Source organism: Synoicihabitans lomoniglobus (assembly GCF_029023725.1).
GTDB lineage: Bacteria > Verrucomicrobiota > Verrucomicrobiia > Opitutales > Opitutaceae > Actomonas > Actomonas lomonigloba.
This window is the reverse complement of record NZ_CP119075.1, coordinates 3,791,838-3,808,118: the sequence shown is the minus strand read 5'-3', so window position 1 is coordinate 3,808,118 and position 16,281 is coordinate 3,791,838. Positions and strand designations below refer to the sequence as shown.

At 64.2% G+C, this 16,281-nt stretch carries 13 protein-coding genes; 4 read left to right on the top strand and 9 right to left on the bottom strand.

The features are described 5' to 3' along the window. Positions 1–27: 27 nt before the first annotated feature. From PXH66_RS14650 to PXH66_RS14610, 9 genes are all read right to left on the bottom strand, one after another. Positions 28–894, bottom strand: coding sequence for a CPBP family intramembrane glutamic endopeptidase (locus tag PXH66_RS14650; protein WP_330929784.1), 867 nt, complete (start codon positions 892–894; stop codon positions 28–30). 77 nt (positions 895–971) lie between these two features. Beyond that, positions 972–2,330, bottom strand: coding sequence for an ABC transporter permease (locus tag PXH66_RS14645; protein WP_330929783.1), 1,359 nt, complete (start codon positions 2,328–2,330; stop codon positions 972–974). Between the two features lie 90 nt (positions 2,331–2,420). Further along, entirely contained in the window at positions 2,421–3,338 is a 918-nt protein-coding gene (locus PXH66_RS14640; protein WP_330929782.1) for an ABC transporter ATP-binding protein, read from the bottom strand. A 102-nt stretch (positions 3,339–3,440) separates the two neighbouring features. Beyond that, positions 3,441–6,767 (bottom strand): DNA polymerase III subunit alpha, encoded by a 3,327-nt coding sequence (locus PXH66_RS14635; RefSeq protein WP_330929781.1) that lies wholly within the window; start codon positions 6,765–6,767, stop codon positions 3,441–3,443. Between the two features lie 139 nt (positions 6,768–6,906). Next, positions 6,907–8,382 carry a DNA polymerase Y family protein gene (locus tag PXH66_RS14630; RefSeq protein ID WP_330929780.1) on the bottom strand — a complete coding sequence of 492 codons (1,476 nt, stop codon included), beginning with the start codon at positions 8,380–8,382 and terminating at the stop codon, positions 6,907–6,909. A 48-nt stretch (positions 8,383–8,430) separates the two neighbouring features. After that, complete coding sequence (locus tag PXH66_RS14625; RefSeq protein WP_330929779.1) at positions 8,431–8,922, bottom strand: hypothetical protein; 492 nt, start codon at positions 8,920–8,922, stop codon at positions 8,431–8,433. A 233-nt stretch (positions 8,923–9,155) separates the two neighbouring features. Beyond that, positions 9,156–9,776, bottom strand: coding sequence for a transcriptional repressor LexA (lexA, locus tag PXH66_RS14620; protein WP_330929778.1), 621 nt, complete (start codon positions 9,774–9,776; stop codon positions 9,156–9,158). Between the two features lie 529 nt (positions 9,777–10,305). Further along, the gene (locus PXH66_RS14615; RefSeq protein ID WP_330929777.1) at positions 10,306–11,322 is read right to left on the bottom strand and encodes an adenosine kinase; all 1,017 of its coding nucleotides are present in this window, start codon (positions 11,320–11,322) and stop codon (positions 10,306–10,308) included. Positions 11,323–11,373: 51 nt separating this feature from the next. Continuing rightward, a complete protein-coding gene (locus tag PXH66_RS14610; protein ID WP_330929776.1) occupies positions 11,374–11,757 on the bottom strand; it encodes a DUF6941 family protein in 384 nt (127 codons plus the stop codon). Between the two features lie 86 nt (positions 11,758–11,843). Here PXH66_RS14610 and PXH66_RS14605 point away from each other — a divergent pair, with 86 nt between their 5' ends. The 4 genes from PXH66_RS14605 to PXH66_RS14590 all read left to right on the top strand — a co-directional run bounded on the left by PXH66_RS14605 (position 11,844) and on the right by PXH66_RS14590 (position 16,279). After that, entirely contained in the window at positions 11,844–12,044 is a 201-nt protein-coding gene (locus tag PXH66_RS14605; RefSeq protein ID WP_330929775.1) for a hypothetical protein, read from the top strand. A 70-nt stretch (positions 12,045–12,114) separates the two neighbouring features. Further along, positions 12,115–13,830 carry a CTP synthase gene (pyrG, locus tag PXH66_RS14600; RefSeq protein WP_330929774.1) on the top strand — a complete coding sequence of 572 codons (1,716 nt, stop codon included), beginning with the start codon at positions 12,115–12,117 and terminating at the stop codon, positions 13,828–13,830. 8 nt (positions 13,831–13,838) lie between these two features. Further along, positions 13,839–14,636, top strand: coding sequence for a 3-deoxy-8-phosphooctulonate synthase (gene kdsA, locus PXH66_RS14595; RefSeq protein ID WP_330929773.1), 798 nt, complete (start codon positions 13,839–13,841; stop codon positions 14,634–14,636). Positions 14,637–14,707: 71 nt separating this feature from the next. After that, positions 14,708–16,279, top strand: a complete 1,572-nt coding sequence (locus PXH66_RS14590) for a beta-ketoacyl-ACP synthase 3 (protein WP_330929772.1) — start codon at positions 14,708–14,710, stop codon at positions 16,277–16,279. Positions 16,280–16,281 lie beyond the last annotated feature (2 nt).

Here is a 16,281-nt window from a genome sequence, read left to right as displayed (position 1 = left end):
ATACCGCCGAAAAGCGCAAAGGGATTTTCAATTCGCCCGGGGCAGCGGCGGCGGCACGGGCGACGCAGGCGGGGTGGTGAAGCGGTAGACCGCACTCGCTCCACCGCCGATTAAAACCAGTCCGCCCGCAAAAAACCACCAGGGCGGCCATGTCGCCGGGTGGCTGATCACGGCGGTATGGTTCAGGCCGAGACTGATGACGTGAGCCGTGAAATAAAGCACGACGGTGTTGTGCACGGCGTGTCCGATCATGCAGAGCAACAGCGATTGGGTGCGGTAGTAAACCCAGCCCAAAACGAGGCCCATGCAAAACGTGGGCATGAGTTGACTGAAGTTGAGGTGCATCAATGCGAAACACGCCGCACTGATCAAAATGGCGCGGTGTGGTCGCACGGTGCGCAAAAGTCCCGCCAGAATGAGACCGCGAAAGACCAGTTCCTCGGTGATCGGCGCCATGCCGATCAAAGCGAGTGGCACCGTGATCGGATGAAGGGTGATGTCGTAAAGCTGCAGCGCTGAACCTTCGATGACGCCGAGGGATGGAATCACGCTGACGACCAGACGATGAAGCAAATCGAGTATCACGAGATTCCCTCCTATGATCGCCAGCACCGGCAGCAGTGACTTCGCGACCGGATTTGCGGTCGACGGCCAGAAACGCCAGGGAAGCTGTTGCCGACGACGCTCGACTTGGAGCACGCAAGCGGTGGCGACGGAGTTGGTGATCAACAGCACCGCCGCCAGAGACCAAAAGACCGGAGACGTGTCCCGCCAGAGCCCGATGATGGCTCCGGCTCCGAGTAAAATAATCACCCCGCCCAGTTGGAATCCGATGAATATGGCCGTGATACCAGCGGCACGGCCGGGGGAGATCGATGGAGTGGCGGCGGACACGACGGCAACGACTGGCGAGCGTCGTCGCGAAAGTCAGTTCAATTTGACGACCGCGATTCGCCGTCGCCGATGGTTGATCAGTCGAACAGATCGCCCTTATTGAAGCGCCAGACACTGAAGACATTCACGACGGCGGCGATGCCGAGCAGGATGCCGAGGATGGGTAGGATCTCGATGATCGATTTCTGCGCCCAGAGCACGGCGAGGAAACCTTCCATCGACCAGTAGACGAGGGTCAGCTTGCTGATCGATTGGATGAAGTCGGGCATCAGACTGGTGGGGAACCAGGCGCCGCCGATCGCGCTCATCGTGAGGATGAGAAAAGTAGCCAACCCGCTCGCCGCCGCCGGACTCGATGAGATCGCGGCCAGCAACATGCCAAACGCCGTGCAGGCGATCGAAGCGACGAGGGCAACGGTGAGCAGGCCGGGAATGTGCGAGGTGGTTTCGATGCCGAACAGGATCTGGCCGGCGAGAAACAGGACCGACAATTGCACGATACCCATCAGCACATTGAACAGGTATTTGCTCCACAATACATGCGAACGGCGCACCGGGGAGGCGAGCAGCCGTTGGAAGATGCCGGCTTGTTTTTCTTCGAACAAAGAGGTCGACGCGCCACTGACCGAGAAGAGGAGAAACATGATCGCCCAGCCGCCGACCACGCGCGTCGCACCGGGGCTCTTCACGTCGGCGCCAGCGAGTTGTTCGTTTTCGATTTTGATGATCTCACTGATGAAGTCGGCCGCAGCAGTGGTGGGGGCATCGGACTCGCTTTCGCCGTCCGCGTTTGTGTCAGTCGTGGGACCAAAATCCATCACACCGGCCTCCATGTCGGCCCGAACCTCGGCGACGTCGAGGCCGAACGATTCGGCAATGGTCGAAGCCATACCGTCGTAGAATTTATCGGTTTCGGCCGTGCCGATATAACTCACGGCGCGTTTGCGCATACCGTCCATGAGGGCCTGAGGTGCGGAGGTGAAGATCACCTTTTGCAGCAGGCCGTTGACCGTCTGGGTCTCGATGTCGTTGCGCGGGTTGTTGAGGAACTTGAGCTTCAAACCGAAGGTTTCGTCGCTGATGGTGTCGGGCGGGAAAACGAGGGCGAAGCGCAGTTGGTTGTCGTCGATGAGTTTGCGGACGCGTGCTTCGGTGAGGGGCGATTTCGAACCATCCGCGGCGACGGATTGGGTCAGCACTTTGAACGCCGACTCGGCTTGCAAGCCCGCGATGATGGCATCGGCCACGGGGGCGTCCGTTTGTTTGACCACGGCGATGGGCACGCCACTCGGCCCGCTGCCGCTGCGACTGACCCCGAAGACTTGACCAAAAATATAGACCAATACGAGCGGCACGATGAATGTGAGCGCGAAGGCGGTCTTGTTGCGTAGAAACAGACGGATGTCTTTGCGGAGAAGCGTGAGGACGACGGACATGGCGAAAGAAAGTTGAGCGAAATGAGGGCCGGCTAGCTTGTCACCTAATAGGTGACAAACGATCGGAAGCGATTGATGGACGGGGAGATGTTACTCGCGGAAGGCTTTGCCGGTGAGGTGCAGGAAGACGTCTTCGAGACCGGGGCGACTGAGGGTGCAGGCGGAGGTGGGCACGCCGTATTTTTCGATGACGGTAAACACGGCGGAGAGTTTGGCGTCGGGTTGGAGGGCGAGTTGGTGAACGTCTTCGGTCGTGGTGACACTGCCAAAGGCGGCGAGGGCCGGCAGCGCGGCGGTGGTGGCGGAGGTCGCCGGCAGGGTGAGTTGTTCCTGCGAAGGCAGATGGCCGAGCAGATGGTTGAGCGTGCCGTCGGCGAGGATTTTCCCGTGGTCGATGATGGCGATACGGGAGCACAGGCGCGTCGCTTCCTCCATGTAGTGGGTGGAGTAAATGATGGTGAGCCCTTCGGCATTGCGGGCTTCGAGGAACTCAAAGATCGCATTGCGCGATTGCGGGTCGACGCCGACGGTGGGTTCGTCGCACAGCAGGAGTTTGGGGCGATGGAGCAATGCGGCGATGATGTTGAGGCGACGCTTCATGCCGCCGGAAAAGGTTTTGACGCGGTCCTTGCGACGATCCGCCAGCCCGACGGCGGTGAGACCTTCATCGATACGGGCTTTGAGGGTGGCGCGGTCGAGGCCGAAGAGTTGGCCGAAGACGTGCAGGTTTTCCTCGGCGGACAGATCGTCGTAGAGCGCGAGAGACTGCGGCACGAGGCCGAGATTTTGCCGCGCGGCGACGGCTCCGGCCGTTGCGGTCGATCCACTTACCGCGATGGTGCCGGAGTCGGGCCGTTTGAGCCCGGCGATGAGGGACATCAACGTCGTCTTGCCGGCGCCATTAGGGCCGAGCAGACCGAAGAATTCACCGGGCGCGATCGACAGGGAAATATCGTCGAGGGCGGTGAGTTTGTCGTAACGCTTGGTGACCGAGGTAATCGCGAGCATGCGTCCCAGCTAGGCGAGCGGGATCACGGACCGCGAAACGAATCGTGTCAGTCGTGACCAATGCCGCAGTGGCACCGTGACCTTGGTCATGGTCGACCGGCATCAGTGGAAGTCGTGGGAGGCTTGGGCGGGCACGGATTCGAGCCGCAGGGCGGTGATCTTGGCGGCTTTGATGTGGATGATGCCGTATTGGATCTGGAGGTGGCCGGAGATGCGCAGGGCTGGTTCGAGATTAATGACGAGGCGGTGGCGTTCGAAGTTGTCGGGCGTCACCACGCAGTTGGCCACGCCGGTTTCGTCTTCGAGGGAAATGAAGACAAACCCTTTGGCGGTGCCGGGACGCTGACGGCAAATAACGCTGCCCGCGACCGTGACTTCCTGACCGTCGCGACCGAGCGGCAAATCCCCCGCGCGCCAGACATTGGGCAGCGCGGCGCGCACGTGAGCCATGGGGTGGATGCCGGCGGTCAGGCCCATGCCGGTGAAGTCGGCCGTTACGCGTTCGGCGCGGGTCATGGGTTTCAGGAATGGGGAAGGAGGGGAAGATTCGGAGACGGAGAGCGGGGAGGTGTCGGGCGTAAAGCCCGACCCACGGGGAGAAGCGGTGCGGGTGGTGGGTCGTGCTTTAGGCCCGACATCCGGCGGCGGCTCGGTGGCGGTGAGTTCACCGAATTCAGATTGTTGATACGTGCGTTGGAACAGCGGTTCGTCGGACGACCATGCGGCTTCGACTTGCCACAGGGCGGCGCGGCGATGGGTCGCCAAGGCGTTGAGGGCGCCGAGCGCGGCGAGAGCCCGGCGTTCGGCGGGGGCAAAGCTGGTGCGCGCCAACCAGTCCTCGATGCTGGTGAATGGCAGGATGGCGCGGGCATCGAGCATGGCGGCGGTGCGCGCGGCCGAGAGGCCTTTGACGTAACACAACCCGAGTCTAACTCCCGGAATGGCGTGACCGGAGCGATCCTCCACCGTGCAGCGCCAAGCGGACTGTTGCACACACACGGGGAGGAAGGTGACGCCGTGGCGGCGGGAGTCCTGCACCAGCGTGGCTGGGCCGTAAAAGCCCATGGGTTGGTTGTTGAGCAGGCCGCAGACAAACTCGGCCGGGCGATGCGCCTTCAGCCACGTGCTGGCATAGGCAAGCAGGGCGAAGCTCATGGAGTGCGACTCGGGGAACCCGTAGAGGGCGAAGTTGCTGGCGGATTCGATCAGCATCTCGGTGATGCGATCCGACCAACCGTGGGCGCGCATGGCGGTGCGCAGGTTGTTGAGGGCACGTTCGAGTCGCTCGGTGCCGCGGGAGAACCCCATGGAGCGGCGCAGTTCCTCGGCCTGGGCTCCGTCGTAGGCGGCCAATTCCATGGCGCAGGCGAGCATCTGTTCCTGGAAAAGCACGACGCCGTAGGAGCGTTCGAGAATGGGTTTGAGGCGCTCGTGGACTTCGGGGTCGAGGCACACGATGGGTTCAGCACCTTCGCGCCGCCGGATGATGGGATGCACCAGTTTGCCTACGATGGGACCGGGGCGCACGATCGCGACCTGCATGGCGACGTCGTAGAAACAGGCGGGCTTGAATCGACGCAGGGTCGACATCTGGGCGCGGCTTTCGATCTGGAAAACGCCGATGGTATCGGCCTCCTGCATCAGGCGGAAAGTCTCCGGATCGTCGGCCGGAATGGTGGCGAGCGAGAGCGGGTCGCCGCGAGCGGTGCACAGTTCAAACGTGTCCTGGAGGGTGGCCATCATGCCGAGCCCGAGCAGGTCGACTTTGACGATGCCGAGATCCTCGCAGTCGTCCTTGTCCCATTGCACGACGACGCGATGGGGCATGGACGCCGGTTCGAGCGGCACGACGCGATTGAGTCGTCCGCCGCAAATGACCATGCCGCCCGAGTGTTGGCCGAGGTGGCGGGGCAGTCCGTGCATCTGTTGGTAAACCCGGACCATGGTGGCGGCGCGCGGGTGATCGCTGGCGAGGCCGGACTGGGCGAGCTGTGCTTCGAGGTCGATGGTGTGGGGAAAGTCGCCGCCGTGGTAGAGACTTGAAAAGCGGTCCATGACGTCGTCGGGCAGGCCGAGGACTTTGCCCAATTCGCGCGTGGTGCCGCGACCGCGGTAGGTGATGACGTTGGCGGTCATGGCCGCGCCGTGCGGGGCGTAGCGGGCGTAGACCTCCTGGATGACGGACTCGCGCAGATCACCGCTGGGGAAATCGAGATCGATGTCGGGCCAGGAAGGCCGACCGTCGTGGCCCACGCGGCCTTCGCTGAGAAAGCGGGAAAACAGCAGCCGATGTTTCACCGGATCGACCGCCGTGATGCGCAGCGCGAAACACACCACGCTGTTGGCGGCGGAGCCCCGGCCCTGCACGAGGATGTGGTGGTCGCGAGCCCAGCGGCAGATGTCGGCGACGATGAGGAAGTAGCCGTCGAAACCGAGCTTGGCGATGAGCGCGAGTTCGGTGTCGATTTGGCGGCGGTAAGCGGCGGTGACTGCCGGCACGAGCTCACGGATGCCGGCGTAGGTTTGTTCACGCAGCCATGACGTCATGTCGTGCCCGGCCGGCACCGGGAAGTCGGGGAATTGGTAACCGAGATTTTCGAGCGAAAAGGTGAGGCGGTCGGCGAGACGTTGCGTGTTGGTGAGCGCGGTCGGCAGGTCGGCGAAACGTTGCTGCATGACCCGGGCGGAGTGCAGGTGACGTTCGGCGTTGGGCGCGAGCAGCCGGCCGACTTCGTCCAGGGTGGTGTGGTGTCGCAAACAAGTGAATACATCGGCCACGCTGCGGGCGTCGCGGGTGGCCTGGGTGGCGCCGCCGGTGGCGAGGAGCGGGAGGTGGCGCGCGGCGGCAAGATCGCCCAGAAAGCTGACGGCGCGTTCCTCGCCGCGCACGCGGTGACGTTGCACCTCGACGTAAAGTCGGTCGGGGCCGAAGACCCGTTGCAATTGGTCCAACGCGGTTGCGGCGGCAGAGGTTCCGCCACGCTGCCATGCGGTGAGCAGAGGCCCCTCGGCGTCGCCGGTGAGCGCGATTAACCCCTCGGAATGCGTGGAGAGTTCGTCCCATGTCGCGAAGCAGGGACGCTTGCGCTCCGCCTTCGCCGCGGCTTTGGCGGACAGGTCGCGGGGAGTCTGTTTGGTGAGCGAGATGAGTTGGCAGAGGTTTTCGTAGCCGGTGCGGTTCTCCACCAGCAACGGCAGCACCGCCCCGTCGTGGAGGGTGAGTTCACACCCGATGAGTGGCCGCACGCCTTGGGCGCGGGTGGCGCTGTGGAACCGGGGCGTGCCGTAAACGCCGTCACGGTCACACAGTGCGACGGCGGGCAATTCCAGTCGCGCGGCCTCCGCGGCGAGCGCGTCCGGCATGGATGCTCCGCGCAGAAAACTGAACGCGCTGTTGGCGTGAAGCTCGATGTAAGCGGAAGCAGGCATGCAACGGAGTTTTTTAACCACAGATGAACACGGATAGACACAGATCCAGAGTCGCTACCGGGACGGTGAGTGCTGCTCCAGTGCTTGGTCTGAAAAATCTGTGTTTATCTGTGTCCATCTGTGGTTAAACTCCGAAAAATTAATCGTATTCGCCGTCCAGATACCAGCCGGTGGGGGTTTCGGTTAGGCGGTAGAGGCCGGGGTGGGGTTCGCCGAGGGCGATGTCCCATTCCTGACGCGCCCAGGCGTGGTCGGCCTGCCACCAATCGCCGCTGGCCCGCCACGGACCGTGATGGGCGGTGATGGGGCCGGTGATATTTTCTGTCCAAAGGTAGGCGGGGACGCGGTGGCGGCTCTGGAGTTCCACGCGAGCGGGGAGTGGCGGACGGAAGCGGCGCAGCGGCAGGCCGTGGGCGGGCAGGGCGGGCGCGGCGGTGGTGGGTTCCACGAGGGCGGCGGGAGCGACGAGGGTGGTGACATCGGGGCGGTGGGTGTCCTGGGGCTGCGGCGTGCCGACGCGGTCGCTGCCGAGCAGGGCGGCGGTGCGGGCGAGAGTCTCGGCGAAACCGTTGGGGTCGCGCAGGCTGGAATCGAAGAGGCCGTGCTGGCGATGAAGGGCGCGGGTGGGATGGAGAAACAGACGGGCGGCGACGACGGCGGAGTCGGTCTGCACGGTGTCGAGGTGGGACTGCAGGGTGCGCAGGAGCAGGTCGGGATCGGCGGTGGGCTCGGGCAGCCGGATGGTGCGTTGGTGGGTCTGCTCGTTGTCGAGGGTGAGCGTGAGATCGAGTTCGGCGGCGACGAGCGCCACGGCCTGCAGATCGTGGGCGAGGCGATCGACGAAACGGCGCAGCAGGAAGAGCAGGGGTTCGAGGGTTTCGATGGGGTCTTCCAACTCGAGCTCGGCGGCAAAGGTTTGCGGCGGCGGGAGCGGCTGGATGGGGCGGGTGGCCTGGCCGGCGGCGCGTTCCCAGAGGGCGAGTCCGGTGGGGCCGAGGCGTTGGGCGACGTCGGCCTTGGAGAGTTGGGTGAGGGCGCCGAGGGTGCGCACACCCCAGAGTTGCAGGATGTCGTTTTGTTCGGCGGTGGGCTCGGCGACGGCGAGGGGGAGCGGGGCCAAAAAGGCGGTGGGGTTGGTGACCACGCGCACGGGCTCGGTCTGGTCGAGGGACGCGGCGTAAAACGCCAGCAGGGGCGTGGGGGCGAGTCCGGCGGTGGCGGTGAAACCGAGGCCACCAAGGCGGGCGAGCGCGGCGTGCAGACGCGGTTGGCGTTGGCCGGCGGGCAGGGCGGTGACGTCGGCGGTGGCGACGCCGAGCGCGGTGTCTTCGACGAGGGGTGACAGGCTGGCGGCGGTGCCGAGCAAGGCGGCGCGGGCCTCGGCTTCGGCGGTGGGTTGGCGTTGGCGCAGGAGGAGATCGGCGCAGCGGGCGAGCGCGGCCGGAGCGGTCAGCCCGGATTCGACGCCAGCGGCGCGGGCGGCGGGTGTGAGGGCGGTGACGAGGGCGCGTTTGCGTTCACCGTCGAGCAACGCGACGGGGCGGGCGGCGAGGTCGGGGGAGGTGCGCAGCAGGGCTTGCAGCGCGAAGTCGGGAAGGTGGAGGACGGCAAACAAAGGGAACGGTGGCAGTAGGAAGTTTGAAGTTGAAGTGGTGGTGACTGGTTAGGCGGAGAGGGCGTGCGCTTGGCGGTGGCGTTGGAGGGTGAGCGAGAGAGTCGCGAGGTTGGCGGGGCGGTCTTGGTGGAGAGCGGGCAGCGGGTGACTTTGTTTGAGGGCGAAGCGCAGGGCGGCGCTCGGCACGAGGGCGCGAGGGGAGAGCACGAGCAGGGCGAGATCGGTGCCTTCGACGGCGCGTTGCAGGCGATACCAGAGCGGAGCGGGCACGCGGCGCAGTTCGTGCGCGGGAGCGGAACGCAGATCGAGCACGACGAGGCCGAGGTTGGCATCGCGGGCAAAGAGGTCGGCGACGGTGAGGGCGGTGGCGGTGGTGCCGCCGCGCGCCCAGACGAGGTGCTCCAAGTGGGCGGGCGGATGGGACTCGGGGTCGAAGCTGTCGGTGGGGTCAACCAGCGCGACGCGTTGCCGGGATTGGCGCGTGACGGCGAGCAAATGGCCGAGCAGGAGGTGGCTGCCGCAGCTGGGCGTGGCGCACACGCATTCGGTCAGAGCGGCGAGAGGAAGGCCACCGCCGGTGAGGTCATCGATCGCCGGCAGGTTCGTGCGCAGGCGGGCTCCGGCCGTCCGGGGAGCGGACGGAAAGCGCGCGGCGATGAGGTGCCGAAGCGCCGCCAGAGATGGAGCGGGAGGAGGAATGACGGAGACTGACGAGTGAAGGTTGAATAAAGAGAAGGGGACGCGAAGCGGAGGGGCGGAACGGAGGACGTTCGTTACGAGCCGTGGCCTCGGCGCAGCAGGCCGACCATGATGCCTTGAATGAGGAGTTCCTCGGCGGGCAGCAGGTCGGGGTAGCGGGGGTTTTCGGCGCGCAGAAAAGGACGGCCGGCGTGGTGCAGGAAACGTTTGAGGGTGGATTCACCGTCGAGCAGGGCGGCGACGATTTGGCCGGCACGAGGTTCGCCGGGCGTGAGGAAGACGATGTCGTCCTCGATGATGTTGGCGCCGGTCATCGAGTCGCCGTGCACGCGCAGGCCGAAGAGGCGGGAGCGGGTGGGCAGGCCGAGATCGGCGGCGGAGACGGCGACGGTTTCGTCGGGCTCGAGCTCCTGACTGTTGGCGGCAGGCAGACCGGCCGGGATGACGCCGAAGACCGGAATGCGGAGGAGCGACGGCTTTGGCTCGCGAGGGGACGCGAGGGTGAAGGCACGGGCCTTGCCGGGGTGGCGCGTGAGGGCGCCTTTTTTCTCCAACGCCTGGAGGTGGCGGGTGGCGGCGAAGGGGCTGGCGAAGCCGAAGTGAGCCTGAATTTCCCGGAGGGTGGGAAACAAACCGTGGCGGGCGTGGGAGGATTCCACGTAGTCGAGCACGGCTTGCTGCTTGGGCGTTAACATGTGTTCAAATGAACACTAGTCGAGGCGCTGCGCAACTGCGGAACGCAATTGCGATGTAAGTCGTTGGACGGGAAAAGCGCAGTGCGGGCGGACGGGGCGTTGGACGACGACGCGGTCTCCGCGAGCGGAGACACAGCCAGCAGGACGCGCCATCCCAGTGCAGGGGCGTTGCCTGCGACGACCGTGTTCCATCCTCCACGCCACGCCTGCTCCCCAACTTGATCAACCGTCTCCTACCGCAAAGCGCGAGCAAGCTCGCAGCCTACCCAGCAGGCACCCCCTCCAGGTTGTAGGCCGCGAGCTCGCTCGCGCTCTCTCCACCACGCCTCTGTGGCGGCGCTTTCGGCGAAAGCGCCCTACCTTGTCCGCGGTCCATCCTGTTGGGCTACGCCGCTCCCCAACTTGATCAACCGTCTCTCGCCGCAATGCGCGAGCAAGCTCGCGGCCTACCCAGCACACTCTGCCCCTCGCTCTCGTCACCACGCTTCTGCGGTCCGGTCTCCGCGAGCGGAGCCCCTACCAAGTGGAGCTAGGCGAGGGTGGCGAGGCGCTCGGTGAGGGCCTTGAACTGGTCGTCGGGGATGATGGGACCGAGGTGTTGCACGGTGGCGGCGCCGACGTGGCTGGCGATGCGGCCGGACTCGGCGAGGGATTTGCCGCGCAGGTGGGCGGAGAGGAATCCGGCGGCCCAGCTATCACCGGCCCCGTTGGTGTCGATGACGTTGGCGACCGCGACGGGTTCGATGCGGTGGAGCTCGTCGCCCTGGGCGATCCAGGCGCCGTCCTTGCCGACCTTGACGGCGGCGGTCACGCCGTGGGAGGCGAGGCGGCGGGCGAGTTCGTCGAAGCCGGACGTCTTGTCCTCGAAGAGGGCGCGGATCTCGTCCTCGTTGGCGAAGACGATGTCGATGCCGGTGGCGAGTTGTTTGAAGATCCAGGGGCGCGTGGCGTTGATCACCTCAAAGGAAGCGAGATCGACGGAGACGGTGCAGCCGGCGGCGCGGGCGGCGGCCAGGACGGCGTCGGCGAGGGCCTCGTTGAACACGAGGTAGCCCTCCATGTGCAAGTGACGGCAACTGGCGAAATCGGCGGCGGTGATCTCGTCGGGCGAGAGGGTCATGGCGGCGCCGAGGTCGGTGCGCATGGTGCGGTCGGCGTCGGGCGTGGTGAGGATGAGCGAACGGGCGTTGGGGACGTCGCCGGTTTTAAAGCGGGACGTATCGATGCCGAGTTCGGCGAAGCGGGCGCGGTAGGCGGCGGCGACCGCGCAGTTGCCGAGCTTGCCGAGGTAGGTCGCGCGCAGGCCGAGGCGGGCGGCGTTGACGGTCGCGTTGGCGGCGGAGCCGCCGCTGGACGTTTCGGGGGCGGCGGGGAGATGGGCGAGAATCGCGCTCATCTCGGCGTCGTTGACGAGCACCATGCCGCCCTTGTCGCCGGCGACGTGTTGGGCGAGGAACTCGAGGGGCACCGGGGCGAGCAAGTCCATGATGGGCGAGCCGACGCCGATGAGGTCAAAGGAAGCGGGAGATGAAGCGGATGCGGACATAGAAGATGGGAGGAGGGGAACGGCGGGCGCGACGAGGAGGTGGCGACGAGGTTATTTCGACACGTTGATGTTGGTGGCGAGCAGGGGGTAATCGTCGATTTCGATCATGATGTCGAAATTGCCCGGGCCGGGGAAACTGAGGTTGCGCACCTCGTTGATGAGGTTGATGCGCTGCAGGGGGCCCTTGGATTCAAAGGGGCGCTCGATGAGCGGCTGCATGTTGGTGGGATCGACGCCCATGGACACCTTGATTTTATGATTGCCGGTGGGAACGTCGCTGAGGGTCAGGAACCACACCATGTAGGGGTGGGTGAAGGGAAACTCGCGGGCGCGGATATTGGAGAAAATACCGAGAATGGTATGCTTGCCGGTGGCGGGGTCGATGTGGACGCCGTCGCAGGTAAGCCAGACGAGAACTTGTGGTTTTGAATGCACGGTAGGCTAAGTTGGGCGTGGGGGCGGGGTTGGTGGCAAGCGGGGAATTGCTTGGCGGCGGCGGAGATCGGGGTTTGTTGGAGGGTGTGATCGAGCAAATTCAATCCGCCTTGGAAAACCTGAGCGCGTATCCGCGCTGGTTGGTGGCGACGTGTGGGGTGATCGTGGCGCTCGCGGTGCTGTATATTTTGGGCAAGGTGTTGAAGTGGACGATTTACCTGATGGTGGCGGGGGCGGCGATCGCGGTGGTGTTGGGAGGGGTTTACTGGTGGATGGGGCGGATTTGAGTAGGTTTCGTTGCGAGGGAAGCGGAGCTTTTACTTGCGAGGGTTCGGTGCCCGCCGTTAACCCGTTCCGATGAAATATGTTTTCGTGACCGGAGGGGTGGTTTCGTCCTTGGGCAAGGGGTTGACGGCGGCGGCGCTGGGTGCGTTGCTGGAAGTGCGGGGACTGAAGGTCCGCATTCAGAAGTTTGACCCGTATCTCAATGTCGATCCCGGCACGATGAGCCCCTACCAACACGGTGAGGTCTACGTGCTCGAAGACGGGGCCGAAACCGACCTCGATCTGGGCCATTACGAGCGCTTCACCAGCGGCAAGCTCTCCAAGCTCAACAGTCTTTCGTCCGGCCAGATCTACGAAAACGTTATCCAAAATGAGCGTCGGGGCCTCTACCTCGGCAAAACCGTGCAGGTGATCCCGCACGTGACGAACGAGATCAAGGACCGCATTTACCAAGGGGCGAAGGACGTCGACGTGCTGATTACGGAAATCGGCGGCACGACGGGCGACATCGAGGGACTGCCGTTTCTCGAAGCGATGCGTCAGTTTGCCCTCGAGGTCGGTCCGCGCGATTGCCTCTTCATGCACGTGACCCTCGTGCCTTACCTCGGCGCGGCGGGCGAGTTGAAGACCAAGCCCACGCAGCAATCCGTGGCGAAGTTGCGCGAGATCGGTATCCAGCCGCACATCGTGGTGTGCCGGTGCGAGCACGACATGGACAATGAGATGCGGGACAAGATTTCAATGTTCTGCAACGTGCCCGTCAAAGCGGTCATCGAGTGTCAGGATGTGGCGTCGATTTACGAACTGCCCATCGCGCTGGAAAAGGAAGGTCTCGATGAACTCGTGGTCGACCTTTTCGGCATGAAGCGCCCGATGCCGGACAATAATCTGTGGACCGACATCGTTAACCGCATCAACAACCCGCGGCACGAAGTCACGATCGGCGTCGTCGGCAAATACATCGAGCTGCAGGACGCCTACAAATCGGTCTACGAATCGGTCACGCACGCCGGCATTGCCAACTATTGCCGGGTCAACGTCCGTCGGATTGACGCCGAGGATTTGGAAGCCCGCAACGGTTTGAGCCTGCTCAAGGGCCTCGACGGCATTCTCGTGCCGGGTGGATTTGGTGACCGCGGCACGGAAGGTAAAATCGCCGCCGCGCGGTATGCCCGCGAAAACAACGTGCCGTATTACGGTCTCTGCCTCGGTCTGCAGATCGCGGTGATCGAGTTCTGCCGCAACGTGCTCAAACTCAAGGGCGCCAATTCACTCGAATTTGATCAGGAGGCGATCGAACCCGTCATCACCATGATGGAGGATCAGAAGAAGATCGTGGACAAAGGCGCGACCATGCGGCTCGGCAGCTACGAATGTCAGCTCCAACCCGGCACCAAGGCGCGCAAGGCCTACGGCGAGGAATACGTGCGGGAGCGCCATCGCCACCGCTTCGAAGTCAACAACGCCTACGTCGGCGCCATGCAACGCGCCGGTATGGTGGTGAGCGGGCTCAACCCGCGTCGCAACCTCGTGGAAATCGTCGAGATCAAGGCCCATCCTTGGTTTGTCGCGGTGCAGTTCCACCCGGAATTTCAGTCCAAGCCCAACGAGGCGCATCCGCTCTTCGCCGCCTTTGTGAAAGCTGCGATGAAGCATCATAACGCCGCGAAAGCACCGGTGGCGAAAAAAGCCCCGAAGGCGAAGAAGAAAAAGACGGCGAAGAAAACCACCAAGAAGGCGACCAAACCCGTGGTTAAGAAAGCGGCTGAACCGAAGACCGATTCCTGAACGCGACCATGATTTTCGACGCCGATAAACTGCTGCTTCTGGCGGGCCCCTGTTCGCTCGAAAACGAGTCCGTTTGCCGCACCGTGGCGACCGAGCTCGCGGCGCTGCGCGACGCCCACGCGGACCTGACGATCGTATTCAAGGGCTCGTTCGACAAAGCCAACCGCACGTCGATCGCCGGCGATCGCGGCACGGGCATGGCGGCCGGACTCGAGTTGCTCGCCATGGTGAAACGCGAGTTTGGATTCCCCGTTGTCACCGACATTCACAACGCCGAACAGTGTGCGCCCGTCGCCGCCGTGGCGGACGTGTTGCAAATCCCCGCGTTTCTGTGTCGGCAAACCGACCTGCTCCTGGCGGCGGCAGCGACCGGCCGCACGGTCAACGTGAAGAAGGGCCAGTTTCTCTCGCCGACCGACATGGTGCACGTCGTCGGTAAACTGAAGGACGGTGGGGCGGCCGAGATCTGGCAGACCGAGCGGGGCACGACCTTTGGTTACCAAAACCTCGTCGTCGACATGCGCGGATTTCCCATCATGGCGGCCAACGGTTATCCCACGATTCTCGACGCGACGCACAGCGTGCAACTTCCCGGAGCGGGCGGCGGGAAGAGCAGTGGTCAGCGCGAATTCGTCGAGCCGCTGGCCAAGGCCGCGCTGGCGGCGGGTGCAAACGGTTTGTTTCTGGAAACGCACCCGGATCCGGCCCACGCCATCAGCGACGGTCCGAACATGGTGCCGTTGAATGAGTTGGCGGGCGTGATTCGCCGTTGTTTGGCGATTTGGCGCACGGTGCGGGCGGCGTAGCGGCGTTCGATTAATCCCGCCACTGGCGTTGACCAACTCCGTAGCTCAGACCACGTTCGGCATCTCTTCCCATGGCTGATACCAAACCGGAACCGTTTCTGATCGACGTGCCGATCCCTTCGATGGGCGCGACCGTAAACGAACTCACCATCATCGATGTGATGGTAAATACGGGCGATACTTTCGCCAAGGGTGACAAGATCGCCGAACTGGAGAGCGACAAGTCCGTATTCGAGTTCGAAGCGCCTTGCGACGGCACCCTGCAGGCACTGGAAGTGCGGGCGGGAGACATCGTGCCCTCGGGATCACCCTTCATGCGGATCGCGACCGTCGACGACTCCTTGTTGCATCTGGCGGTCAAAGGCGACGCGGCGGTGGTCGCTCCGCAGACTCCGTCCGCCGCGCCCAAGGCTGCCTCCCCGGCCGCGACGCCAGTTCCCTCCGCCGCTCCGGTTCCGACGGGACCACAATGGACACCGCGCGCCGCCAAGCTGGCCAAGGAAGCCGGCCTGGATCCCGTCGCGATTACCGATATCAAGGCGACTGGTCCGGGAGGCCGGGTTTCGGGTGATGATGTGGCGGCCTACCTGGCGAGCCGGGCGACCGCCCCCGTGGCCGCGAGCGCGCCGGCAGCGTTGCCCGAGACTGATGGCTCGGCGGCGACGGTCTGCATCGCCGGCGTCGGTTACGCGGTGCCGACGAACGTGCGTTCGACCAAGGATGTGCTCAAAGAATTTCCCGGTCGCACGGAAGAGGAGATGGTCAAGCTCACCGGCATCCGCGAGCGCCGTTTTGCCGGCGAAGGCGAGACCGCGACGGACCTGGCCGTGATTGCCGTCGGGCATGCCCTGGAGCAGTCGGGCGTGGACATCGCGTCCATCGATGGCGTGATCATGGCGACGATCATTCCGGACCAACCGGTGCCGGCCATGGCCAGTGCGTTGGCGCAAAAACTCGGCGTGCCCGGAGCGTTGGCGTTTGATCTCAATGCGGCTTGTTCCGGCTGGCTCTACGCGCTCGAAATCGGACGGTCCCTCATACTCGGAGGCACGGCGCGTAACCTGATTGTGGTGACAGCGGAATTGTTGTCGCGCATCACGAATCCGCGTGATCATGAGACCGCGTTTCTCTTCGGCGATGGCGCCGGGGCGGCGATTCTCACGAATGCGGCGGACGGTCATCGGTTGCATCGAATGGCGCTTTCCGGTGACGCCAATAAATTTTCCGCGATTCAACGCCGCGGCGGCGGAGCCAACAAACCCTGGCCCAAGCCGGAGGCCATCGACGTCGATGACTTCTACCTGCAGGTCGACGGACCGGTGGTGTTCAAGGGAGCCGTGATCGCTTTCGCCAACGAGATCGAAGACACGCTGCGGCGGCACAACTTGAAGCCGGAGGACATCGGTTGGATCGTGCCGCACCAAGCCAATGAACGCATCCTGCGCGCGGTGTCCAAGCGCGTGGGTATTCCGTTTGATCGCTTCGTCGTCACGATCGACAAATACGGCAACACTTCAGGCGCGAGCGTTTCGATGGCGCTGGGCTGGGCGGCCGAGGAAGAAATTTTCCAAAGCGGCGACAAGATCATCTTCTGCAGCGTGGGCGCAGGGTTCACCTTTGCCGGCGGGCTGCTGGTGTGGTGACG